The sequence below is a fragment of the Staphylococcus xylosus genome, from assembly GCF_002732165.1.
Lineage (GTDB): Bacteria > Bacillota > Bacilli > Staphylococcales > Staphylococcaceae > Staphylococcus > Staphylococcus xylosus.
This window is the reverse complement of sequence record NZ_MRZO01000004.1, coordinates 40,777-64,581: the sequence shown is the minus strand read 5'-3', so window position 1 is coordinate 64,581 and position 23,805 is coordinate 40,777. Positions and strand designations below refer to the sequence as shown.

The window sequence follows — 23,805 nt, the reverse complement described above, 5'->3', positions numbered from 1 at the left end:
TTGTGTTAAGTATATACGTAAATCATATGCAATTTAGCTGTATATCTGAAATCTCATTATAACTTTTAATTTCTGCTAAATTATTAGATTGTTAATACTTAACGCTATATTTGCTTACTTAATCACATGTTAAGTAAATGCAACAACTCCACTTAAAGCTAATTCAACTCATCTAAAATGCTATTAATAGCATTCTTTATTTGGTCATCTTCTATTTGAGAAATTAATTCTTTAGGATAATATAATTTATAATCTTCTCTATTAATGCCTGTAATACTATGGATAACTAACGATTGGCTACTTATTTCACGAGTCTTACCATTTCTTTTTAGCAGATGGATTGGTTTTCTATCAGATCCTGGTCTGTCGTAATCATATGGTAAATCTGAAAAAGACTCGCTTACGAAATAATAGTTTGGATCAATCCCTGCTTGAATAAATAAATCCGTTAATTCTGTAATCGTTATAATAGAACCATCAAATGGCATATATTTAAATAAATCGCGATTAATGAAACGACGAGATAAGTCACTCAATATAGGGTCGTCTTCATTAACCCAAGCTTTTAAATAATATAATACAACCGCTTCATCTAAATCAACGTATTGCTCAATTGTCATAGTCTCTTCAAAGAAAGGTATGAAATCAGTCGGATACATTTTAAATGTGTAACCTTCGTTATACAATTGTTTCGCTCGTTTTAAGCAATTATTTAATAATACTTCGCCACCTCTACTTACCGGATGAAAGTATATTTGCCAATACATTTGATAACGGCTCATGATAAAATTCTCAACAGCGTGCATACCACTCTCTTTAATAAGAACCTCATCTTTAGAAGGTCTCATCAGCCTTAATATACGTTCCATGTCAAATTGTCCATAAGATACGCCTGTAAAATAAGCATCACGCTGTAAATAATCCATTCTATCTGCATCAATCTGAGAAGATATCATTGAGATTACTAATTTATTTTCATGTGTTTTGTTAATTACATCAGCTACTTGTTGCGGAAAATCCTCTGACACGCGTTTTAAAACTTCGTTAACTTCAGTTGGTCCAGTGATTATCGCTTGTGTAAAAGCTTCATGATCTGTATTAAATATTTTTTCAAAACTATGTGAAAAAGGTCCATGCCCTAAATCATGTAATAAGGCTGCACATAAGGCTAATGGTCTATCATTGTTATCCCATGCCTCTCGTCCATCAAATGAATCATCGATTATTCTGCGCACGATTTCATATACACCAAGTGAGTGACCAAATCTACTATGTTCAGCTGTATGAAATGAGAGATATAATGTACCTAATTGCTTAATTCTTCTCAAACGTTGGAACTCTTTTGTCTTGATTAAATCCCAAACTACTTGATCTCTTACATGAATGTATCTATGAATGGGATCTTTAAACACTTTTTCTTCTGGTAATTTTTGTGTAGCATATGTTGTAAAAGTCAATGTCATTCTCCTATCCATATCTATGCTGCGCAGCTTATTTTAATGTTTTACGCATTAATGCCAAATCCATTGCTTCTCCATACATTACATGCGTGTATGAACGGAGTCTTTCAAAGCCTTTTTGCTCATAAAATGACACTGCTTCATCATTTTTATTATCGACTTCCAAAAAGACTTCGTCATATTCACCTTCAAAATAACTCAATCCTTCAGTCAACAATTTCGAACCATAACCACGGTGTTGCCACGATGGCCTCACATAATGTGCAGATAAAAATAATTCCGCGCCATATATGAATGTTGCAAAACCAATAATCTCATTATCTTCTTCTACGACCAAGAATAATTGATCTTCTAATCGTTTAAGTAAGTGTTGACCATTATATGAAGCAGCTAATAGCTCATTGACCGTTTTAGCTGCGTAAATATTCAAATAAGTGTTATACCAAGCTTTCGTTGCTACATCTCTGATGCCTACAACATCATCGGGTGTTGCTCTTCTAATTTCTTGCATGACGCTCTCCCCCTATTTAGATAGGTAATAATAGCTACATTATAACATAATATTTGTATTCAAAATACTTTATCTAGCTTGATACAAATAGTTTGTTATAAGCGCATTTTCATTTCGCTCATCTATTGCTTATGTGATTAAAAAGTCCGAGACACGTAATTATGTCCCGGGCTTAAACTATTGATTATATATTTATTAATGCTGTAATGTCTGTTGCCACTCTTGGGCACGTGTTAATGCGTATACATCTTTTTCTATATCTCCAGGTCTTTCTGCTGTACCTATAATATAGCCTGATAAGCTCGCGCCTAAAAATTCCAAACTATATTTAACTTGTGTAATACAAGGTTTAGCTTTGACTTTAGGGCAATCTCCACCCACAATAATCAATCTAAAATCCTTTTCTGCCATTTTTGCTTTAAAGTCTTTATATCTTGGATCCATCAACGTTTCAGACCAATGATCAATGAACGCTTTCATTGATGCTGATAAGCTATACCAATATATCGGTGAAGCAATAATAACTGTATCACTTGCTAACACTTTATCTATAATTGTTTTGTAATCATCTTCGTATGATTCTATAGTGGTATTATCGTGTCTTACGTCTCTCACAGGATTTAATTGATGTTCTGTTAAGTCTATCCATTCGTAGTCATACCCAGCTACGGCCATCTTAGTTAAATATGCAGTATTTCCATCTGGTCGACTGCCCCCGAATAACACTGTAATCATAATAATCTCCTTCTACTACTAATTTAAAAATACATCACATGAAAAATTATAAATATACAATTTCATATTTGTTCTAAACTTAATTAATAATCCTACACTAAAAAGTCTAGTTTATAAACAGTTTAATGAAAATAGATTGAAAAATTAAATTATTTGCTCAAAATCAGAACCTTAACCTATATTATAAATGTATATTTTTAGAAATAAAGTTATAAATATAAAAATAAGACAAACTAAATTCTAGCTTGTCTTATTGTATTTATTATTTCACAGGAAATAATTCTTCTATTTTATTAATTTCGTCTTCAGTCAATTTCACATCTAATGTCGTTAAATTATCAACTACTTGGTTTGGGCGTTTTGCACCAGGTATAACAATATCTAAAGAAGGTCTAGTTAAATAGAATGCCAATACAATGTGTGCTACATCTACTCTATGATTATCAGCAATACCACGTAATTGATCAACTTTAGCTAAGTTCTCTTTATATCTTTCTCCTTGAAATTCAGGATTTTTTGCACGAAGATCATTAAACGTTGTGTTTTCATTATATTTTCCAGCTAATAAACCTGAAACTAGTGGGAAATACGGAATAAATGTAATATTATTTTCGCTTGTGTAATTAAAAATATGTTCATTTTCACGGTTTAGTAAATTATATTCCATTTGTACAACATCTACATAGCCATCTTTATTAGCTTCTTTTAGTTGCTCTAAATTAAAATTAGACACACCAATCGCTTTAATTTTACCTTCATCTTTAAGTTCTTTTAAAGCAGCAACCGCTTCATCCTTCGGCGTGTTATCATCTGGGAAATGTATATAATAAACATCTATATAATCTAATTGCAGGCGTTTTAAACTTTGTTCAACTTGATCCTTTAAAAATGCAGGATCATTTGACATTTTAACATTGTTATCATCATCAAAATAATGCGCGCCTTTTGTAGCAATAGCATACTCTTCACGTGTGAATTCTTTTATAGTTTCTCCTATTAATTCTTCAGAACGCTTTGGCCCATAGATAAACGCTGTATCAATCAATGTTATGCCATTTCTAATTGCAGTACGTACTGTTTCCATACCTTGTTCTTCATCCAGGTCATTATATAAATTATGCCCACCTACAGCATTAGCTCCAAAAGCTATTGGATTTACTTTAACATCTGATTTTCCAATTTGTACTTTTTTAGTCAATATTACCAACTCCTTCGCAAAAATTTTAAAATTCACTTTATTAGTACGCTTGTTACTTAGATTTGTCATTTATAATCAGTTACTATTTTAAATAATGAGAATAATGATTCACATTCTTCTTTACCCATTTTAAACAATTTTAATAATGAGAAATATGATAATTTAATCTATTTCAAATTTAGCACGATATCATTGTGAAATTAAATAAATTTGCTTATTAAACAACTTAATTTGGTAATTCATTAATATCAAGTCATCTCAAATAATAATTATGGTTTAAATAATTTTTAAAATTTATCCATAAAAACACCCTAAAGCCAGAAGTTTAATTCTAACTTTTAGGGTATTCCTTTTACTCTTTATTTTTTAATATGCTAAATCCGTTTTATGTAATTACTTGATAAACTCGTGTAACTTATTGCGTACTTTTCCGTTTCGCTAATTTCTCTTTAAGCTTTCTATCTTGCTCTTCTTTACGACGTTTACGCTCTTCATTACGTTTTCTCAAACGTTCTTCTTCTTCAGGATCTCTTGGTTTTTGTAGTTGTTTTACTACTTTTTCCATGAGCTCATCTTCTGAGAGTGCCGCTAACGGACGATTATTAACAAAAGCAAACGTTTTACGTCGGCCTGGGCCACAATATGACTGACAACCGATTTCAATTTCAGCGTCAGGGTCTAATTTAGTCAACTTTTTTTCTAAAGTTTTGCAATTTACAGCTTGGCAATCATCACAAATCAGAAATTTATTTTGCAACTATACCCTCACCTTCCTTATCATTGACTTCCACATATCCAAATAATTTATAATAGCATTAATTTTATCTCATTTAAGATTACATATATCTCATGCAACATTTTTATTCTATGTCACTTTCCATCTACAACTCTAATTATTTTACCCTTTTTAATAAAAATTTCAAGTTCTTAATTTCATGCTTTAAAAAAACAGCACTTTAATCCTCTTATTCGGATTAAAATACTGCATTCGCTCTAATATTCATTATTTATTGACCATGATAAATATTAAATTCAAGTGGTTTCACTTCATTATCTAACCATTCTTGATAAATTAATTTTTTCTTCACTTTATTGTCGATAATTGTAATACCACAATCACCACCGCCTGCGCCTGATGTTTTAGCGGCACCGCCGTATTTTTCGGCTATAGAACATAAAACTTTTAAATGCGCTGTCTCAATATCAATCGTTGCCTCTTTATCCATCGATTGAATGATTTCACGGTTTGTACGAATCATTTGCTGTACGCCTTTAATGTGATTTGTTTTGAAGGCATGAATCAGTTTTTCTACACATAAATGTGAACGCTCTAAGAATTTCCCGTAAAATGTAGGGTCTGATTTTAAGCGTTTAACTTCACTAACAAGATGATGTGATGACGCAGGAGAGCCTGTCCAACCAATTAGCACTTCCATATTTTCAGGAGGCTGCAACGGTTCAATATGTAGGCCTGGCCAGTTTTTATTTAATACTTCATTGACCGAAGTGTCCTCTATTTGTTGTGAAACCCACTCATGATCAAATGTACTATATGCTAGCCATCCTGTATAAATACTTACAGCAATGTCTCCACAAGAACTTAAACTTTGTAATTTCATATTAGCAATCACGGCTAATTTATAAATATAGAGATTGGATAAATGTGTCTCATAAAATTCATTTAATACTTTTACAACTGAAACGAGCACAGCTGCACTAGATCCTAACCCATACTTATGACCATTAGCATCGTCCAGATTACTATCTATCGTTAAATTAAAATGCTTTAAACTAATATTGTTACTGCGAACATACTGCTCAAATACTTCAATCGCAGTAATGACATACTTCAATTGTTTAGCAGCATGTACATCTGAAACAACGATTCTATCTTCACGTCTTTGGAAAGTCACAGGTTCATGGTGTAATGTTTTTGAATGTATTGTGCCTTGAGAAGCACTAGAATCTTCAATAGTAGCTGTTACAAATCGATCTACTGCAATTAATACAGATTTATATCCAGGTTCAGTAACAGCATATTCACCTGCAATATATAGCTTACCTGGTGCTTTGACTTGAATCATTTTATCTCTTCCTTACTCAATAATTTCAACGCCTGTGCCTATAATATCACTCGCAATGATTTGTGCTTCGTCAAATGATTTATGTAAGGCATCTATTACTGCTTGTTGATTTTTCTTTTCAACTAAAATTTTCACATTAGGACCAGCATCCATTGTAAAGTAACAAGGATAACCCGCTTCACGACATTGATGTACGATATCCATTACAAGATAACTATCATCTACCATATATGTAAATGGTGGTTGTGCCCCTAAGTTCGTTGCATGCATACGTAAACCATTTGCCTCTATAACTTCACCTAGTTGCTTAAAGTCTTTTTGATTTATCGCATGTTTAACTGCTGATATATCTTCATCTACATGATCCAACCAATATTGATAAAATCGAGATGTATCGCGTGTATGTGACATACCAGCACGACTAGATACTTTTTTAGATTTATTATTGATTACTACAAATATCATTGCTAAGTCATTTTCCCAATTGTCTGCTTCAACAGGAAAACTGTATGATGTTTCATCATCATGACCTTTTTCCCATTCTACAAAGCCACCGTAGATACTTCTTGATGCTGATCCAGAACCTCTACGAGCTAACCTAGATAATGCTTTACCCGTTAATCCAAGATTTAAAGCCTTGTCACACGCAGCTGCTAATGCGGCATACGCACTTGCTGAGGAAGCTAGCCCTGCAGCAGTTGGTACATAATTGTCACTTTCAATATATGCATGTGCAGATGTACCACCTATTTCTCTGACGATATCCATAAATTTACTTATCTTAATGGCTTCGTTTTCTTCAACTACTTCACCATTTAAAATAAGCGTATCTTTAGTATAACTCTCATCAAAAGTAACTTTTGTTTCAGTATAAAAACGATCTAATGTTACAGAAAGGCTATTATTCATCGGAATAATATAAGTTTCATCAGCCTTCCCCCAATATTTAATCAGTGCAATGTTTGTATGCGCACGTGCTTTACCACTATTGACCAACCTCATTACCCTCCTAAGTATTCAATCCACGTATGATGTGCACCTAAATCTGTTGCACATTTAGCGATGTTCTCTGCTATTTCTAAATCAGTTGCTAGTACAATCATACTACCACCTCTACCACCACCAGTTAACTTACCAGCAATAGCACCTTGTTGCTTACTTTTTTCTAGTATTTCTTCAATCTTCTCATGACTTACAGTTAATGTTCTCAAATTCTCCTGACATAAATTAAATACAGAGGCTAATTGTTTGAAATCATGGTGTTCAATTGACTCACTTGCTTCATGTACAAGTTTACCAATATGCTTTACATTTTGCAGATATTTATGATCTTCTTTACATAAATTATGTACATCTTCTACTGCTTGTTTCGTAGAACCACGAACGCCTGTATCGATAACAACCATATAGCCGTTTAAATCTAATGGCTTTAAAGTTTGTACTTGTCCTTGTTGAAACCACACAGGCTTATTGGAAACAATAGTTTGTGTATCAATACCGCTTGGTTTACCGTGCGCAATACGCTCAGCCCAATTCGCTTCCTCAATTAATAGTGCATCGGATAACGGTTTTTTAAGATAATCAAAGCTTGCACGCACAAAAGCCACTGCCATAGCAGCACTAGAACCTAATCCTCTAGAAGGTGGTAAGTTTGTATCAATCGACACTTTTATAGGCGTTTTAATACTATATTTTTCAATAAATCTTGTAATTACTGCTTTCAAATGTTCAGGTGCCTTACTTAATTCACCTTCAAATACTTCACTTTTGATAAAAGAAACGCTTGTTTCCTTCAAAGATTCAATTTTTGCTTTTACTTTACCAGTCGTGAATGGAATTGCAATTGCTGGTTCACCAAATGTTACAGCATGTTCACCAATTAATATTACCTTACCATTCGCTTCCCCGTATCCTTGTTGTGCCATATTTTCAATCACCTTTAGTATTTTCTTTAAATTGTATTTATATGTACTTATTTGTACAGTTCAGGCTTCTATTCTTTTATCCCATAAAAATGCATTCATCACTTAAATTATATTTCCAAGGAAATCTTTTGTTTTCATTTTATTAATAATGAAAAAGAAGTCGTATTTAAGTATGCGATTTTTTAAATTCAGATAAAATTCATTAGCATTAAACATTTTCATTATTTTTGCAAACATCATTTTATATTATCTCACAAATTCTATATAATGCCATACGACTCTGGTCATAGTTTATCAAATTCTATAAACTAAACCTGTCCTCATTATCATAAAGACCTATAAATGATCATCACAAAAATTAATACCAGATGCTAATTCATCTTCATACTTACTCATTATAAAACGCCTAGGCCATATATTCAAAAACTTACATTGAAAATAGCCAAATTTATTAATTATTTGTTTTTTAACCATACTTTCACTATATTACTTATTTCATTTCTATAATTCAACAGATTTAAAAATCTATTGCTATAAATCTTATTTAATTTAACAAAATAAAAAAAGACTAGTATGCATACTTAACCTTTAAGTACCCATACTAGCCTCACTCTAATCTAATTCATTGTTTGATTGATTTTAGCATTACGCTCTATCATTTTTTCAAAATAACCTTCATATAATTGCCACTCTTCATCAGTGATTGGCTCCATGTTCAAGCGCCCACCTAAATCTTTGATTGCATACAACAATTGGAACATCACATCTTGGACTGTTATCTTCTTATTTAATAGCGTTTCTAAAGATGCCATACAAGATGGTTCAATATTGGGGTAAGTAAACTTAGTTTCTTCACCTTTTAATGCACGTTCATAAAATGACTGCATCATCTCAGCTCTTTCACTGCCGTCGCCTTCTACACAAAGGTAAATTTGAACAGCAATACCACCACGAACACGTCTTTGTGAAATACCGGCAAACTTTTTACCATTAATACTCAAGTCAAATTTACCTGGGCAGTATGACCTTGTGATTTCATGTGTCGCTATTTCAACATCTTCATCTTCAAACATTTTAGCAATTAATAAATACATTACAGAAAAAGCTTCATCAATTGTTATATCATGTTTCCCTTTAAAAATTAATGATATATTTAGCACACCTTGATCTAAGACCACACCTAGTCCACCCGAGTTTCTAACAATCGCATTATAACCACGCTCTTCTGTAAGATAACGTATACCATCTTGCAAATAAGGTAACCTTGAATCATGAATACCTAGTATTACAGTGTGTTGATGTACCCATGTACGAACAACACTACATGATAAATCTTTTCCTACACTTTCAGAAAAAGTATCATCAAATGCAAATGATTGCATAGGCGCCAAACCTGAAGAATGATCTATATAACGCCAATCAGCGGCATTAAAATATTTGCTTGCTAAATCCATTATTGTAATGACTGCGCAGCAGTAATGATTGACAGATTATATACGTCTTCTATTGAACAACCACGTGATAAATCATTTACTGGTGAATTAAGACCTTGTAATACTGGACCGACTGCATCAAATCCACCAAGACGTTGAGCAATTTTATAGCCTATATTTCCAGCTTCTAAACTTGGGAATACGAATACATTTGCATCGCCTTGAATTTTAGCGTCTGGCGCTTTTTTCTTCGCAACTTCTGGTACAATTGCTGCGTCAAATTGGAATTCACCATCAACAACAACGTCTTCAATATTGTCAGCTTTAATTTTCTCTTGAGCCATGTCTACAGCGTTTGAGACTTTCTCAACATCATCTGATTTAGCAGACCCTTTTGTTGAGAAACTTAACATTGCAACGCGTGGTGACATTCCGAAACTTTTAGCAGATTTAGCACTTTCAACTGCAATTTCAGCTAAATCTTGTGCTTCAAGTGTAGGGTTAATTGCACAATCACCAAAAATATATTGCTGGTCGTCTTTAATCATAAAGAAGATTCCTGAAGTTTTAGATACACCAGGTTTTGTTTTGATAATTTGTAATGCTGGGCGCACAGTATCTCCAGTAGAATGAGCAGCACCACTAACAAGTCCTTCTGCTTTACCAGTATAAACAAGCATTGTTCCGAAATAGTTAACATTTTTCAACATTTCTTGTGCTTGTTCTTCTGTTGCTTTACCTTTACGACGTTCAACAAAAGCAGTTACTAATTCTTGCTTTAATTCACTTGTTTCTGGATCAATGATTTCTAAATTAGCAATATCTAAACCTTTGTCATTAGCTAAAGCTTTAACATTTGCTTCATTACCTAATACTACAGGTGTCACATAGTCTGTCCCTTGTAATTGTGTTGCCGCTGTTAGTACTCGTTCATCTTCCCCTTCAGGTAAGACTATTTTCACGTTTTTTCCTGAAAGTTTTTCTTGTAATACATCTAATAAAGACATAAGGGCCTCCTCAAAATTTCAATTCTTTTTATTTTACGAATACCATTATACGTTATTTTTTCTTAGAATTCCATGTCACCAATTTGTAATCATTTACTTATGTTTTAACACTTCCTTTATGGTAAAATTTTGTAGTGAAGACATAGAAATTTTCATAAAAGGAGAGATTTAAATGCCACAAGCACCAGAAACATTAGATGGATGGTACAGTTTACATTTATTATATGCGATTGATTGGTCAAGCCTACGTTTAGTGCCGAATGAAGAACGTCAAAATCTCGTACAAGAGTTACAATCGTTTTTAGACAAACATGAATCAGCACGCGCAAATAATACTGGTGACCATGCATTTTATAATATAACAGGTCAAAAAGCAGATATTCTTTTATGGGCATTACGTCCAGAAATGAAAGACTTAAATGCCTTTGAAAATGAATTTAACAAATTAAAAATCACTGATTTCTTAATCCCAACATATTCATATGTTTCTATTATTGAATTAGGAAATTATCTTGCAGGAAAATCTGATGAAGATCCTTACGAAAATCCTCATATTAAACCAAGATTATTCCCTGAATTACCACATTCTGAATATATCTGTTTCTATCCAATGGATAAACGTCGTAACGAAACATACAACTGGTACATGTTACCACTTGAAGAACGCCAAGAGCTTATGTATGCACACGGCAAAATCGGTCGTCAATACGCTGGAAAAATCAAACAATTTATTACTGGCTCAATGGGATTCGATGACTTTGAATGGGGTGTAACCTTATTTGCAGATGATCCATTACAATTCAAAAAAATCGTCTCTGAAATGAGATTTGATGAAACGACAGCACGCTATGGTGAGTTCGGTAGTTTCTATGTAGGACACATTGTTAAGAAAGAAAGTTTACAAGACCTTTTTTCATTGTAAATATATGAAATAAGAAGAACAGAATGAGAACTAATTTGCGTAAATGCTACTAACTCATTTTAATAAATACACATTATGATTAAAAAAGATCTCGTCACTAGATTAACTAATGACGAGGTCTTTTAATTTTGAGACAAGGGTTATGCCCCAGTGCTCAATTTATTGTAGTGTGTTTGGGAGAACTTTAGTCACTACTTAATTTAAATATTAACTGTTTATATTGTCGCTACTCAATATATGTCTGTAACAGTTAACTAATACTATTTTAACCTATTTGAAACATTTGAAACATAAGCGCATTAGAAAGATTGTGCAAAATACATAACTCCCCTTATATAACAAGTTCAGAGCGATTCTTATAACAAAATGTAATAATAAAGTGTTACAATAAAAATTATTAATTCAATAACTTATTCCCACGCTATGAGTACGGTTCAATAGTGTTGGTTAAATACATTTTTATTTGGTGATTAAAATGACAATTTATAATCAAACAATCGAGAGCTATGATGAAAAAATGGCAAAAGATGTTATTATGCTCGCAGGAAGAATTCTATTAGAATCAGGCGCAGAAGGTTCACGCGTAGAGGATACGATGACAAGGATGGCTTTTACTCTAGGCTATAAAGAGAGCAATAGTTTTGTTACGAATACTGTCATCAATTTTATGCTACATAATGAATCTTATCCAAGGATTTTTAGAATTAAAACACGAGACACAAACCTACTTCGCATTTCAAGAACAAATGGCATTTCTAGGCGACTGGCACTTGGAGACATCTCTTTAGAAGACGCATTTCAAGAATTACAAAAAATATACAATGAACAAAGCATTCAAAACCATTATCTTTTTTACAAATTTATAGCTGCCGCAATTATTTCAATCAGCTTTTTATATTTACAAGGTGGTTATTTAATAGATGTTTTTACCGCTTTAGTAGCTGGGTCTTTAGGCTATATCGTAGTAGAATTATTACATCAAAAATTGCACGCTCAATTTATTCCTGAATTTATGGGGGCGTTAGTAATTGGCTTAACTACAATTATAGGACATCATCTCATTCCAGGTGGTTCTATCGCCACTATTATAATTGCCGCAGTTATGCCGATTGTACCTGGTGTATTAATCACAAATGCCATTCAAGATTTGTTCGGTGGACATATGTTGATGTTTACCACTAAATCATTAGAAGCGCTTGTCACAGCTTTTGGTATCGGAGCTGGCGTTAGCACAATACTAATTATTTTTTAGGAGTTATGTCTATGTTTTGGATATTAAATTTTATATTTAGCTATACCGCTTCCCTCTTTTTCGGTGTAATATTTGATGTTCCTAAACGTCTATATAACATTGTCGGACTTGTTGGATCTTGTGGTTGGATGGTTTATATTTTATTTTATGATGGCTTATCTGCTCACACGATTTACTCTAGTTTCTTTGGAAGCCTTGCTTTAGGCTGTTTAAGTCATATCATGGCTCGCGTTAAAAAAGAACCCGTTATTATCTTTATGATTCCAGGGATAATTCCATTAGTTCCAGGAGGGCTAGCTTTTGATGCAACTAAGAATCTGGTACTGTTAGAGTTCAGTAAAGCTATAAATACAATGTTAGAAGTCACACTTATAGCTGGTGCAATAGCTTTAGGGCTGCTCTTTGCTGATCAAATAGCTAAACTAATCGTTTCCGGAGCAAAAATACGTAAAAAACGTGTATGATCACTACAATAGACACATAAAAGAAGGACAGTACATGGTATACTGTCCTTCTTTTTATATAATTAAATTTTTACTATTACATGCTAACTACATATTTTTACGAGAAGTAATAACTATTGATTCGCTTTTTCTGACTTATGTTCATTTATTAGATCTACCACATCATCTTCTGAACGATTTAAAATCAATCTACTTAATTTATCGTTGTCCATACGCTTCAGTTTTGGATAGCGAACTATAAAGAAGATTAAACCAATCACTAACCAACCACCTAAAGCAATATATGAAGGTCCAGATAATGACGCTGGTGAACCAGGAACTAATAATAATAATAAGAAAATAAATGATACGATTGAGCCTAAGATTGCTAATATTTTATAAACAGGACTGTACGTATTGCTAGATTTATTAAAACTAAATAACCTAGCAGCTGACAGACAAGTAATAAAGTATGCAATAGATACTCCTGTTGACGACATATCGACAATCCAAGTCAATGCCGTACGACCTAACCACGGTGCAATTAACGTAATCGCAACTAAGAAGATAATTGCAATATAGGGTGTTTTATATCTATTATGCAATTTACTAAATACTGATGGCATAATACCTGAACGGCCCATAGAGAATAACAAGCGACTTGAGCTCATTAAGAAGCCATTTAATCCAGTGAAAATCCCCATAATAATAGCAATTGCTAACACTGCTAAACCAATATAGCCAAAGGCTTCTTGTGTTACAGCACCTGTTAACCATAAGTTTCCATTTAAACTCGTCGCTGAAGTGCTTAACCAACTAGTGTATAATATCATCAATACATAGGTAAATGCAGCAGCTAATAAACTATATACAATAAGTTTGAATGTTTTATTAGGCGAAAAATCAAATTCTTCAGCTGTCTGTGGTATATTATCAAATCCAACATAAGCCCATGGAGCAATTGCCACAATCATTATGATGGAAGTAAACCATCCCTTACTTTCATTAGTTAATGGTTGTAAATTTTCAAAAGAAAAGTTATTACCAAAAAAAGAACCAAAAAATAATAATATTATTGTAATAACCATTGCTACACAGAAATAGTATTGTAGAGACCCTGAAACACTTGCACCTTTAATTGCTATAAACATAAAGACAATTAATAATAATGAAGCAATCAGAATTTCAGTGATATACACATCCCATCCTGCTATCGTATATAATTTACCAGTTTCTAAAATATCAGGTAGTAAAAATTTAATTAATAAACTAAATGCTGTGGCATTTAATGCAACCACACAAATATACCCAAATGTTAAGAACCAGGATGAGAAGAAACTCACGTATCTCCCAAATCCTAAAAAGCTAAATGCAAAGGCTCCGCCCGAAACAGGAAAACGTTCTACTAATGCACCGTAACTTACCGCAATGAGTATCATTAGTAATGCACCGATTACAATACCTATCGCAGCAGAAATTGGGCCTGATTGACCTATCCAGTCACCAGGTAATATGAATGCCCCCCAACCGATACACGATCCATAGGCGATTGCCCATACAAACTTCTCAGATAAATTCTGTTTTAAATCTCCTCTATCTATCTGTTTTTCATTTTGACTCATAAATAAAATTCACCTCATGGAGTGTATTATACCCATAAGATGAATTCTATAACAATTATAAATTTATAATTTAATCGTTGCTATAACTAACATTAGCCAGCCAGCAATAAATAGCACACCGCCAATTGGTGTAACCGCGCCTAATATGCGAATTTGAGTTAAAGCTAAAATATATAATGAACCACTGAAAAATATAATACCAAAGAATAGTAACCAACCTGCCCAATTGACATTCATCGATGTAGTACCACTAATGATACCTATCGCTAATAATCCTAGACCATGATACATCTGATAAGTTGTCGCCTTTTCCCAAATTGACAAGTATTTTTCTGATAGCTTATTTTCTAATCCATGTGCACCAAAAGCACCTGTACCTACTGCCATCATTGCATTAAGTGCGCCTAAAATAATAAACACTTTCATCATGTTAATTTCCATCCTTCCATTATTTAAAAATCAAAGATTGAGTCGCCATTTCCTATTTCATCATCAGTAACCAATTTATTAGAATTTAATCCTGTGTCGGTCGTTACATTCTGATTGGAACTATTTGGAACTTTTCCACCCATCGCTCTGATTTCATTTTCAGAAATATTCGATTTAGTATTTCCCTGTTGTACTGTTGATGATTTAAAAGAAGATGATACATTAAAACTATTGTCACTATATCGTTGTTTATTAGAACGAGTTTCAGTAACTAATGATGTTAATGTATGAATCGCATATATATGCTTTTCAAAATCAGTATTACTTTGAGCTTCGTCCGCTTGGACTAGCTCCTGTTCAATCAATTGAATAATCTTTTCTTTTTCCATGTATTAATCCTCACTCTCACACCAATTCACTGGTTGAATGCCATTTGCTTGTAAATATTTATTTGTCAGAGAATACGGTTTTGATCCAAAGAACCCACGATATGCTGACAACGGACTCGGATGTGGAGACTGAATAATATGGTGTTTCGTAGTGTCTATCAACTTAATTTTCTGTTGCGCGGGTTTCCCCCATAAAATAAACACGACATTTTTCAATTGTTCAGATACCGCTTTTATCACTTCATCAGTAAAGACTTCCCAACCAATATTTTTATGAGAATGCGCTTCCCCTTGGCGAACCGTCAAAACAGTATTTAACAATAAGACACCCTCACGCGCCCAATCCTGTAAATGTGGAGATTGTCTTACACAACCGATATCATCTTCAAGTTCTTTATACATATTTCGCAAAGAAGGAGGAAACTTAGCATCTGGTTGTACTGAAAAGGCTAATCCATGTGCTTGATTTGGTCCATGATAAGGATCTTGGCCTAATATAACCACTTTCACTTGTTCAAAAGGAGTTAAGTCAAACGCCTGATAAATATTTTCCTTATCTGGATACACCACTTCAGTAGTATATTCTTTTTCTAAAAAATCATGCATAGCAGTAAAGTCATGTCGCGTAGTTATATCATGAAAAACATCCGACCATTCCATATCGTCTCACCTCATTCATATAGTAACATAAAGAACCACTTTTTTGCTTTAGCAAAATTAGTGGTTCTTACACATGAGCCTATGCTCAGGTGATCCTCTCTCATCTATCTCGGTAACGAGATATTAAACACTTTTTTGCTTTAGCAAAATTAGTGGTTCTTACACATGAGCCTATGCTCAGGTGATCCTCTCTCATCTATCTCGGTAACGAGATGCTAAACACTTTTTTGCTTTTGCAAAATGAGTGGTTCTTACACATGAGCCTATGCTCAGGTGATCCTCTCTCATCTATCTCGGTAACGAGATGCTAAACACTTTTTTGCTTTAGCAAAATGAGTGGTTCTTACACATGAGCCTATGCTCAAGTGATCCTCTCTCATCTATCTCGGTAACGAGATGCTAAACACTTTTTTGCTTTAGCAAAATGAGTGGTTCTTACACATGAGCCTATGCTCAAGTGCTTACTTCGTTTATTAATTTAATGACTTTTACTAATATAAATACTATTAAAACCTTTGCAACCTTCTCAAAGCCTTATTCAACAACACCTCATTATTTAGAATACACGTTAAACATGGTATGATAAGTGCAAAAGATATTTAGGAGTGAAATTAAATGGCATTAAAAAAAACATTAACGATTGCCGGTTCAGATACTAGCGCTGGAGCGGGCATGCAAGCTGATTTAAAAACCTTTCAAGAATTAAACACATACGGCATTGTAGCCCTAACTTCAATCGTAACAATGGATGAAAAAACATGGTCACATGATGTGTCACCAATTCCATTTGATGTATTTGAAAAACAATTAGAAACAGCAATTTCAATCGGTCCTGATGCAGTAAAAACAGGTATGTTAGGTACACAAGAAATTATCAAACGTGCCGGTGAAGCATTTGTTGAATCTGGCGCGGACTACTTTGTTGTAGATCCAGTAATGGTATGTAAAGGCGAAAACGAAGTACTAAACCCTGGTAACACGGATGCAATGGTAGAACATTTATTACCAAAAGCTACTGTCGTAACACCAAACTTATTTGAAGCTGGTCAGCTTGCCAATTTAGGTACTTTAAAATCAATAGATGATATGAAAAAAGCTGCAAAAATCATTCACCAACAAGGTGCAAAACACGTTATTATTAAAGGTGGTAAAGCATTAGACCAAGATAAATCATACGACCTTTACTTTGATGGCAAACAGTTTTATCAATTAACAACAGATATGTTCCAACAAAGTTATAATCATGGTGCTGGTTGTACATTTGCTGCCGCTACTACTGCATACTTAGCAAATGGCAAATCACCTAAAGATGCTGTTATCGCTGCAAAAGCATTTGTTGCTTCAGCAATAAAAAATGGTTGGAAAATGAATGACTTCGTTGGTCCAGTTGATCACGGTGCATTTAATCGCGTTGAACACATAGATGTAGAAGTTACAGAAGTTTAATTAAATAAGAGACAGAAACACACCTTAAAAGAATACTAATAATGAGGTGTGTTTTCTTTGTATATTATGGAAGGTTTTGAAAAATGAATAATGATCAATTATATAATACAAATTTCAAACAACCTATAAAGCCGAGACAAATACGCGCTATTATTTAAATATTCAAATAATATACGACAATAGTCTGACAAAAAGTTGATACTGTAGACTCATGTATTTACTTTGTTTTTCTATTAATATAATAAGTGTAGAGAGATAAAGGAGGGCATCACAACATGATTATCTACAAACAAGCTTTTGAAAATGGTAACCCAATATATGAAATTATCACCAAGACTTTCAAAACAATTTCTGTTAAATTCGATGAAAATTTCAACATGAATGAATTATATAAGTTACTCTCTCTACTTGAAAATGATGTTGATAACATGAAGTTAAGTTATTAAGCACATTTTCTATACATCGAAGACTATGCAGAAAATGCAATATGAAGAATTCAGAATTTAAGCTATACAATTAACTCCCCTTTAAGAAATATGAAGTTAAAAAAGCAAAGCATGTATAAGTTGTCCCCTTATACACACTTTGAACACACAACCCTATAAACACTCACCCTAAGTGGTACATAGTTAGACAAAGATTGTCCCCTTTGTTTGCTTGGAGAGCAACCTCGAAGCAGTTCTAACTGATGTACCACTATTTTTATACATATAGCAATTTAAATTCTTCACAAACAACGATAATAGATTCGTTAAACGTCAATCCTAATGACTCATAATAGGGCTTAAAGAAATCAATATGTGCTTTACGCCAATATGCTAACGACTTGTCCCCTTCGCCTTCTAAGTAGGCATGATGCTCTGTTACTTCATTAAAAGGAGTTTGATAAACTCGTGTTGTTTGAATTACACATTGGGGATGTCCCTTTTCATTTAAGATAACACTAACTTCTCCTACTTGAGGTAGTGGTTCATCTTCCACTTTATAGGCTTCATAACCACTTGTCGTAGCAGTTTTGTCACCTTGTTTTACTAATTTAGCTAATTCATCTTCATCAACACCAAAAGACCATGCTTCAAATTTAATTCCTTTATATTCTGGAAATGCTTCAATAAACTTTCTCCAATACTGTTCAACTGTAACAGCCATATTCATCCTCCTAAATTTTCTCAATTCTCCTTAAGATAACATAAAAAAACAGTCCTGGACATTGAATGTCTGGAACTGTTTAATCATAATAGACAATTGATGACTAGAATGAACATAAGTAGTATTAATCTTTTCAATCTGTTTATTGAAATGTGATGCTTGCACATGAGCATTAATTCGAGTGTTTCTTTCATCAAAAACTATTTCATTCCTCATCATTGCTCATAGAAAAGGACAAAAATCATTTTATAAAAATTGATTTTTGTCCCTTTTTAATTATATTTGAAACTTTTAATTATACGTGTTTATCTTTCGTCCACCATAATGCTTTATCAGGATTATCTTTATAGTACTCATATTCTTCGTTACTTTCGACATTAGGATATGAACCTTTAAGTGATTTGCCTGCTGTACTTACATGTAATAACGAAATAATGATAATACCTACAATACTCACGGCTGTTAAATAATAAGCCGGAGATAAAGGGTCACCTGTTTTCGCTACAAGTGAAGACGCAATTAATGGCGTCGTACCACCAAATAAAGATACTGATACATTAAACGTTACAGCTAAAGTTCTATATCTAATATGTGTATAGAACATAGTTGGTAATGAACCTGGCATAGTCCCTTCATATGTCGATAAGAAGAAACCTAAGATAAAGATACCAACGATAATGAAAATAATTGACGTTGTTTGGAAAAGTGAAAAAGCAGCAATACTAAACACTGCAGTACCAACCAATCCAATTAAAAATACATTTTTCTCACCAATTCTATCGGCAAGTCGACCAAACATTAATGCTAATGGAATCATTACTGCCATAACAACTGTAATTAAAACAGATACTGTTGTACTATCTAATTTAATAATTTGTTGTAAATATGACGGCATATATGAAGTTACCATATAATTTGTACAGTTAAAGAACGCAACTGCAACAAAACATACAATAATATCTTTATAATAATATCTAATAATAGTTAAGAAACCAATATTATCTCTTTTCGGTTTATCTGCAAGTTCATTTTCGTATACTGGAGATTCTTCTAGTTTTCTTCTTAAATAAAAACCAAAGATACCTAAGAATAAGCCTAAGATAAATGGAATTCTCCAACCCCACGAAGCCATTTGATCATCATTTAAGAAGAAGAATAATAATCCACTTAATACTGATGCAGCAATATAACCTGATAATGTACCAATTTCTAGTCCAGAACCAAGTGTATTTCGTTTTCTATCTGGCGAAGATTCTGCTATATATACCATTGCACCTGCATATTCTCCACCTGTTGAAAATCCTTGTAACACTCTACCTAACAAGAGCAGTATAGGGGCCCAAACGCCAATTTGGTCATATGTAGGCAAAATACCAATGAGTAATGTAGAGAATGCCATCATAATGATGGTTGTTGTTAATACTACTTTTCTACCGTATTTATCTCCAATCATACCGAAGATAATACCACCGACTGGTCTAAGTAAGAACGCGATTGCAAATGTTGCAAACGTAAATATTGTTTTGAGTTGATCATTTTCTACCGAACTGAAGAAGTTTTGTCCGAGTATCACTGCTAAATAAGAATACAAACCAAAGTCAAACCATTCCATTGCGTTTCCGATACCTGTGGCAAACACAGTTTTTTTAGCAGTTTTGGGATCAACCTTATTTATACTACTTTTATCAAAATCCTTTTCATAATCCATGAATATGTCCACTCCCTTTAACATGTTATACAATTATACGTAGTTAATGAATATTGTCAAACTGACCTCAACCTTTCCATCACTAAATCGCTCATTTTTATGCAAAAAATGCATATTACCCTTTTATTTTTTGTGCATATAAAACTTATAACAAAATAAAAAATGAGTTTCCATTAAGTAAATATGGAAACTCATTTTTTTGTTATATTTATTTTTATTTTGTCATTTTCATTTAAAATAATTAATTTATTAGGTTTTTCAATTTTAACTTTAATAACTTCTGATATTTCAATAGATTCAACATACTTTACTTTGTAAGCTGACCAATTCACTTTTGCTTTTGTAAGCGCTATTTGAACTACCATTTGACCAGGAACAATTTGCTTATGCACTGGATTATAATCATTAATCAATGTTAAATATTCACTTACTTGCTTTAAATTTAACTCAAACATTTTAAATACACTCCAAAAAAGTTTGTGTAATAGATATACATTTATATTTATTTTTATTAATTTCTAATTTGACTATATACTTCATATATTGACGTACTTTCTTACACCCAACAATATACATATGTGCTAAATAATATTCATTTACACTGAGAGGTCGTATTTGAGTAACCTCGGTTTCTTTTAGTAAAATTTCATTTTCTGTAAATTCTTGAAACAAAGTGAACTCTGGCCATAGCTTTGCGCACATAAGTGGCGGGACTGAGTTAGTTAACTGATCACCAAATAGTTGGTTGTAAACATCCACTTCCTTATCACTAAATATAACTTCTCTAACTTCATGACCATCGTTCAAATAATGCCGCATTTCCCATGCCACCTCCAATCCCCATAGTTGCAATAGTTCTATAGTAATCCTTCATATAAAACAAGCGTGTAACTAATGCCGCACCACTTGCACCATATGGATGCCCTGAAGCAATTGCCCCACCATATATATTCAACTTATTTAGTGATATACCTAACTCTCTTTGACTTGCTAATACTTGAGATGCAAATGCTTCGTTTAATTCTATAGCGTCTAATTCATCTATTGTATGTTTATTTCTCTTAAGTAATGTGTTTACTGCAGGAACTGGTCCAATTCCAAGTAACGTAGGATCAACTCCCACTGTAATACCATCTTTAAAAGTTAAACCCTGTTGTATACCATAAGCTTCAGCCATTGCTTTATTCATAACTAATAATAATACTGCGCCATCGTTCTTCATACAACAATTTCCTGCAGTGACTGTGCCTTCAGTTAACAATGGTTTCAAGCGATTTAATGTGCGTTCATCCATTCTTTCTTTAATACTTTCGTCTCTGTTAAAAATTTCCCCCTTCACTTCTAACGAAACAATTTCCTGATTAAGTTGCTTTTGTTTATAAGCCATAATCGTCTTTCTATGACTTTCTAATGCAAATGCATCCTGATCATTTCTTGATATATTATATCTTTGCGCTACATTCTCTGCAGCTTGTATCATCGATGGATCTTGGTTATCTGGTGCAAAAGAAGCACGTTCAAAAAATTCAGGTAACTGTGTGTCATATACGGATTGTGGCCTTTTAATCTTCCATGGCGCTCTACTTGTACTTTCAACGCCACCAGCTATATATATAGATCCCGCGCCTGCTTGAACCATTCGACATGCGTGTATCACTGCTTCTAACCCAGAACCACATTGCCTATCTAATGTTAGTCCAGTAATATTTTGGTTCAATCCAGCTTCTAACAAAGCTTTCCTAGCAATATTGCCACCGTTTCCTATTACATTACCTAAAATCACATCATCAATTTCTGTCATTATGTCTACATATTGTGCATTAAAATGCTCAAATAACGGTTTTAATAATGCTTCTGGTTCTAAATGCTTTAATTTTCCACCATATTTACCAAATGGTGTTCGTTTCGCTGCGACTATAACCGCTTCATTCATTATTTTAATTCACCCTTTAAATAAAGACTTTTCATATATTTGCGTGCAATTTTACCACTTTGTGTATAATGCATTTCACTTACTTTTACTAACTTTGATGGCATCTGATAACGAGCCAAATAGTGAGTTAAAAAATATTTAAACTCACGATACTTCACTTGGCACTCACCTGTATAAAGCAATACAGCGATTTCGCCAAATTTTGAATGAGGCTCACTAATGACTAATACTTCATTGAATTCTTTAAAATTTTGAGCAAAATATTCTATTTCACTTGGATAAACATTTCGACCTCCAATAATCATTCGATCATGTTGGCGTCCATGTAAATATAAATAGCCTTCTGAATCTAATGATGCAAAATCACCAATTTCTATCCAGTAACCATTTGGAAGTGGATCCCCAATATATCCACTAAAGAGCATGTTACTCTTAACTTTTAATTTACCAATACCATGTTCATCAATTTGGTCGAGATTGATTGTAACATTAGGGAACAGTTTGCCTACAGAATGACTAGGCGCATCATTATTATAGTTATAACTAATAAAACTTGCCTCCGAAGTTCCAAAGAACTCTATTAATATAGCATTAGGAAAATGTATTGCTACACTCTCCCTTAAACTATGTTGCAATTTATCTCCAGTGGTAAAAATATATCTAATTTGTTGCATAGTACTATTCCAAGCAACACAAGTATCTAACATTGTAGGGACTACAAACAAAACGCAATGCTTTATTGCTTTGTCTGTCTTCAATATATCCATTAATACTTGTGCATTAAATTGTTGCTGCCCAATAAATTTCCGACCACTATACAAAGCAAAGACGCACACAAATAAAGATAACGAGTGTGATAGTGGTCCTGGCGCAATCATTGTATCAATTTCAGTTTCCATTAATTTTTCAGTTTCTTCATATGAATATAACCATGACAACTCATTTCTATAATATGCTTTAGGCAGACCTGTCGTTCCAGAAGTAAAACCAATATGTAATATATTTTCTATTTCTGTAGTATTTTGTTCTACTTGTTCAAATAATATGACTGTTAAATCATTATTTATAAGATATGCAATATCGTATTTTTCTATTAGTTTATTTACTTGCTCATGAGTCCATCGAAAATCCATAACACAAGGTATGCAACCTTTTTTGATTAAAGCCAAATAATACAATACTGTAGACATCGGGTTGTTCATCGTAAGCGCAACACATTGATTTTCAGGAATATCATGCAATTGTTCTACAACCTCTACTATACGTTCTTGCAACATTTTATAACTTATAATTTCTGCATCAAATTGAAGTGCACCATCATACGGTTGATATTGCGCATACCATTCAATATTTTTTAATAATTGCATTTTCATCACCTTATTGTTAACTATAATATTAATTATGTTAACATTTATTGTAGAGATTTCCTATTATTCAGTATAGCTATACACTTTTTTTCTTTTTCAACTACTTGTATTTTTTATTATTACGATTTCTAC

The 23,805-nt window shown here is 33.0% G+C and carries 25 protein-coding genes; 5 read left to right on the top strand and 20 right to left on the bottom strand.

Annotation, left to right across the window (positions count from 1 at the left end; genetic code table 11):
* Positions 1 to 158 precede the first annotated feature (158 nt).
* The 10 genes from BTM19_RS07210 to pta form a co-directional block, all read right to left on the bottom strand.
* On the bottom strand, positions 159 to 1,463 hold the full coding sequence (locus BTM19_RS07210) for an HD domain-containing protein (protein WP_172606473.1): 1,305 nt from the start codon (positions 1,461 to 1,463) through the stop codon (positions 159 to 161).
* Positions 1,464 to 1,491: 28 nt separating this feature from the next.
* Positions 1,492 to 1,971 carry a GNAT family N-acetyltransferase gene (locus tag BTM19_RS07205; RefSeq protein WP_029377816.1) on the bottom strand — a complete coding sequence of 160 codons (480 nt, stop codon included), beginning with the start codon at positions 1,969 to 1,971 and terminating at the stop codon, positions 1,492 to 1,494.
* Between the two features lie 195 nt (positions 1,972 to 2,166).
* Complete coding sequence (locus BTM19_RS07200; RefSeq protein WP_029377817.1) at positions 2,167 to 2,706, bottom strand: flavodoxin family protein; 540 nt, start codon at positions 2,704 to 2,706, stop codon at positions 2,167 to 2,169.
* 262 nt (positions 2,707 to 2,968) lie between these two features.
* A complete protein-coding gene (locus BTM19_RS07195; protein ID WP_038678066.1) occupies positions 2,969 to 3,904 on the bottom strand; it encodes an aldo/keto reductase in 936 nt (311 codons plus the stop codon).
* Between the two features lie 415 nt (positions 3,905 to 4,319).
* Complete coding sequence (locus tag BTM19_RS07190; protein WP_029377819.1) at positions 4,320 to 4,661, bottom strand: YuzB family protein; 342 nt, start codon at positions 4,659 to 4,661, stop codon at positions 4,320 to 4,322.
* Between the two features lie 250 nt (positions 4,662 to 4,911).
* Positions 4,912 to 5,988 carry a phosphomevalonate kinase gene (locus BTM19_RS07185; protein WP_029377820.1) on the bottom strand — a complete coding sequence of 359 codons (1,077 nt, stop codon included), beginning with the start codon at positions 5,986 to 5,988 and terminating at the stop codon, positions 4,912 to 4,914.
* A gap of 12 nt (positions 5,989 to 6,000) precedes the next feature.
* Complete coding sequence (gene mvaD / locus BTM19_RS07180) at positions 6,001 to 6,984, bottom strand: diphosphomevalonate decarboxylase (RefSeq protein WP_029377821.1); 984 nt, start codon at positions 6,982 to 6,984, stop codon at positions 6,001 to 6,003.
* 5 nt (positions 6,985 to 6,989) lie between these two features.
* Positions 6,990 to 7,913 (bottom strand): mevalonate kinase, encoded by a 924-nt coding sequence (gene mvk, locus BTM19_RS07175; RefSeq protein WP_029377822.1) that lies wholly within the window; start codon positions 7,911 to 7,913, stop codon positions 6,990 to 6,992.
* Positions 7,914 to 8,530: 617 nt separating this feature from the next.
* Positions 8,531 to 9,367 carry a lipoate--protein ligase family protein gene (locus BTM19_RS07170; RefSeq protein WP_029377823.1) on the bottom strand — a complete coding sequence of 279 codons (837 nt, stop codon included), beginning with the start codon at positions 9,365 to 9,367 and terminating at the stop codon, positions 8,531 to 8,533.
* The gene (gene pta, locus BTM19_RS07165) at positions 9,367 to 10,353 is read right to left on the bottom strand and encodes a phosphate acetyltransferase (protein ID WP_042363215.1); all 987 of its coding nucleotides are present in this window, start codon (positions 10,351 to 10,353) and stop codon (positions 9,367 to 9,369) included. Before pta ends, BTM19_RS07170 begins: the two co-directional genes overlap by 1 nt.
* 172 nt (positions 10,354 to 10,525) lie before the next feature.
* On the opposite strand from pta, the gene hemQ reads away from it, so the two are divergent.
* The 3 genes from hemQ to BTM19_RS07150 all read left to right on the top strand — a co-directional run bounded on the left by hemQ (position 10,526) and on the right by BTM19_RS07150 (position 12,991).
* A complete protein-coding gene (gene hemQ / locus BTM19_RS07160; RefSeq protein WP_058625492.1) occupies positions 10,526 to 11,275 on the top strand; it encodes a hydrogen peroxide-dependent heme synthase in 750 nt (249 codons plus the stop codon).
* Positions 11,276 to 11,756: 481 nt separating this feature from the next.
* Positions 11,757 to 12,527 carry a threonine/serine exporter family protein gene (locus BTM19_RS07155; RefSeq protein ID WP_172606479.1) on the top strand — a complete coding sequence of 257 codons (771 nt, stop codon included), beginning with the start codon at positions 11,757 to 11,759 and terminating at the stop codon, positions 12,525 to 12,527.
* 11 nt (positions 12,528 to 12,538) lie between these two features.
* On the top strand, positions 12,539 to 12,991 hold the full coding sequence (locus BTM19_RS07150; RefSeq protein WP_029377827.1) for a threonine/serine exporter family protein: 453 nt from the start codon (positions 12,539 to 12,541) through the stop codon (positions 12,989 to 12,991).
* Between the two features lie 113 nt (positions 12,992 to 13,104).
* On the opposite strand, the gene BTM19_RS07145 is transcribed toward BTM19_RS07150, so the two are convergent.
* The 4 genes from BTM19_RS07145 to BTM19_RS07130 all read right to left on the bottom strand — a co-directional run bounded on the left by BTM19_RS07145 (position 13,105) and on the right by BTM19_RS07130 (position 16,070).
* A complete protein-coding gene (locus BTM19_RS07145; protein WP_029377828.1) occupies positions 13,105 to 14,592 on the bottom strand; it encodes an APC family permease in 1,488 nt (495 codons plus the stop codon).
* A gap of 63 nt (positions 14,593 to 14,655) precedes the next feature.
* Positions 14,656 to 15,018, bottom strand: a complete 363-nt coding sequence (locus BTM19_RS07140; RefSeq protein WP_037557128.1) for a DUF423 domain-containing protein — start codon at positions 15,016 to 15,018, stop codon at positions 14,656 to 14,658.
* A gap of 26 nt (positions 15,019 to 15,044) precedes the next feature.
* A complete protein-coding gene (locus BTM19_RS07135; protein ID WP_029377830.1) occupies positions 15,045 to 15,410 on the bottom strand; it encodes a DUF5327 family protein in 366 nt (121 codons plus the stop codon).
* A 3-nt stretch (positions 15,411 to 15,413) separates the two neighbouring features.
* Positions 15,414 to 16,070: a uracil-DNA glycosylase gene (locus BTM19_RS07130; RefSeq protein ID WP_029377831.1), complete on the bottom strand. Its 657-nt coding sequence runs from the start codon at positions 16,068 to 16,070 to the stop codon at positions 15,414 to 15,416.
* A 615-nt stretch (positions 16,071 to 16,685) separates the two neighbouring features.
* On the opposite strand from BTM19_RS07130, the gene thiD reads away from it, so the two are divergent.
* A complete protein-coding gene (gene thiD / locus BTM19_RS07125; RefSeq protein ID WP_029377832.1) occupies positions 16,686 to 17,516 on the top strand; it encodes a bifunctional hydroxymethylpyrimidine kinase/phosphomethylpyrimidine kinase in 831 nt (276 codons plus the stop codon).
* Between the two features lie 275 nt (positions 17,517 to 17,791).
* Positions 17,792 to 17,962 (top strand): C1q-binding complement inhibitor VraX, encoded by a 171-nt coding sequence (gene vraX, locus BTM19_RS12955; RefSeq protein WP_017723548.1) that lies wholly within the window; start codon positions 17,792 to 17,794, stop codon positions 17,960 to 17,962.
* 256 nt (positions 17,963 to 18,218) lie between these two features.
* Here the strand turns inward: vraX and BTM19_RS07115 are convergent, their stop codons facing one another.
* The 6 genes from BTM19_RS07115 to BTM19_RS07090 all read right to left on the bottom strand — a co-directional run bounded on the left by BTM19_RS07115 (position 18,219) and on the right by BTM19_RS07090 (position 23,673).
* Positions 18,219 to 18,665: an ASCH domain-containing protein gene (locus BTM19_RS07115; protein ID WP_029377833.1), complete on the bottom strand. Its 447-nt coding sequence runs from the start codon at positions 18,663 to 18,665 to the stop codon at positions 18,219 to 18,221.
* 295 nt (positions 18,666 to 18,960) lie between these two features.
* Entirely contained in the window at positions 18,961 to 20,373 is a 1,413-nt protein-coding gene (locus BTM19_RS07110) for an MFS transporter (protein WP_029377834.1), read from the bottom strand.
* 191 nt (positions 20,374 to 20,564) lie between these two features.
* A complete protein-coding gene (locus BTM19_RS07105; protein ID WP_038678061.1) occupies positions 20,565 to 20,828 on the bottom strand; it encodes a hypothetical protein in 264 nt (87 codons plus the stop codon).
* A gap of 1 nt (position 20,829) precedes the next feature.
* The gene (locus BTM19_RS07100) at positions 20,830 to 21,192 is read right to left on the bottom strand and encodes a hypothetical protein (protein ID WP_029377836.1); all 363 of its coding nucleotides are present in this window, start codon (positions 21,190 to 21,192) and stop codon (positions 20,830 to 20,832) included.
* Positions 21,164 to 22,306 (bottom strand): thiolase family protein, encoded by a 1,143-nt coding sequence (locus tag BTM19_RS07095; RefSeq protein WP_029377837.1) that lies wholly within the window; start codon positions 22,304 to 22,306, stop codon positions 21,164 to 21,166. Before BTM19_RS07095 ends, BTM19_RS07100 begins: the two co-directional genes overlap by 29 nt.
* A complete protein-coding gene (locus BTM19_RS07090) occupies positions 22,306 to 23,673 on the bottom strand; it encodes an AMP-binding protein (protein WP_037557084.1) in 1,368 nt (455 codons plus the stop codon). The genes BTM19_RS07095 and BTM19_RS07090 overlap by 1 nt, the downstream gene beginning before the upstream one ends.
* Between the last annotated feature and the right edge of the window lie 132 nt (positions 23,674 to 23,805).

Bases quoted from the DNA above. Each gene is read 5' to 3' on its own strand.
- BTM19_RS07210 (WP_172606473.1), bottom strand. From the start codon at position 1,463: ATGACATTGACTTTTACAACATATGCTACACAAAAATTACCAGAAGAA.
- BTM19_RS07205 (WP_029377816.1), bottom strand. From the start codon at position 1,971: ATGCAAGAAATTAGAAGAGCAACACCCGATGATGTTGTAGGCATCAGA.
- BTM19_RS07200 (WP_029377817.1), bottom strand. From the start codon at position 2,706: ATGATTACAGTGTTATTCGGGGGCAGTCGACCAGATGGAAATACTGCA.
- BTM19_RS07185 (WP_029377820.1), bottom strand. From the start codon at position 5,988: ATGATTCAAGTCAAAGCACCAGGTAAGCTATATATTGCAGGTGAATAT.
- mvk (WP_029377822.1), bottom strand. From the start codon at position 7,913: ATGGCACAACAAGGATACGGGGAAGCGAATGGTAAGGTAATATTAATT.
- BTM19_RS07170 (WP_029377823.1), bottom strand. From the start codon at position 9,367: ATGGATTTAGCAAGCAAATATTTTAATGCCGCTGATTGGCGTTATATA.
- pta (WP_042363215.1), bottom strand. From the start codon at position 10,353: ATGTCTTTATTAGATGTATTACAAGAAAAACTTTCAGGAAAAAACGTG.
- hemQ (WP_058625492.1), top strand. From the start codon at position 10,526: ATGCCACAAGCACCAGAAACATTAGATGGATGGTACAGTTTACATTTA.
- BTM19_RS07150 (WP_029377827.1), top strand. From the start codon at position 12,539: ATGTTTTGGATATTAAATTTTATATTTAGCTATACCGCTTCCCTCTTT.
- BTM19_RS07145 (WP_029377828.1), bottom strand. From the start codon at position 14,592: ATGAGTCAAAATGAAAAACAGATAGATAGAGGAGATTTAAAACAGAAT.
- BTM19_RS07140 (WP_037557128.1), bottom strand. From the start codon at position 15,018: ATGAAAGTGTTTATTATTTTAGGCGCACTTAATGCAATGATGGCAGTA.
- BTM19_RS07135 (WP_029377830.1), bottom strand. From the start codon at position 15,410: ATGGAAAAAGAAAAGATTATTCAATTGATTGAACAGGAGCTAGTCCAA.
- BTM19_RS07130 (WP_029377831.1), bottom strand. From the start codon at position 16,070: ATGGAATGGTCGGATGTTTTTCATGATATAACTACGCGACATGACTTT.
- thiD (WP_029377832.1), top strand. From the start codon at position 16,686: ATGGCATTAAAAAAAACATTAACGATTGCCGGTTCAGATACTAGCGCT.
- vraX (WP_017723548.1), top strand. From the start codon at position 17,792: ATGATTATCTACAAACAAGCTTTTGAAAATGGTAACCCAATATATGAA.
- BTM19_RS07115 (WP_029377833.1), bottom strand. From the start codon at position 18,665: ATGGCTGTTACAGTTGAACAGTATTGGAGAAAGTTTATTGAAGCATTT.
- BTM19_RS07110 (WP_029377834.1), bottom strand. From the start codon at position 20,373: ATGGATTATGAAAAGGATTTTGATAAAAGTAGTATAAATAAGGTTGAT.
- BTM19_RS07105 (WP_038678061.1), bottom strand. From the start codon at position 20,828: ATGTTTGAGTTAAATTTAAAGCAAGTAAGTGAATATTTAACATTGATT.
- BTM19_RS07100 (WP_029377836.1), bottom strand. From the start codon at position 21,192: ATGCGGCATTATTTGAACGATGGTCATGAAGTTAGAGAAGTTATATTT.
- BTM19_RS07095 (WP_029377837.1), bottom strand. From the start codon at position 22,306: ATGAATGAAGCGGTTATAGTCGCAGCGAAACGAACACCATTTGGTAAA.
- BTM19_RS07090 (WP_037557084.1), bottom strand. From the start codon at position 23,673: ATGCAATTATTAAAAAATATTGAATGGTATGCGCAATATCAACCGTAT.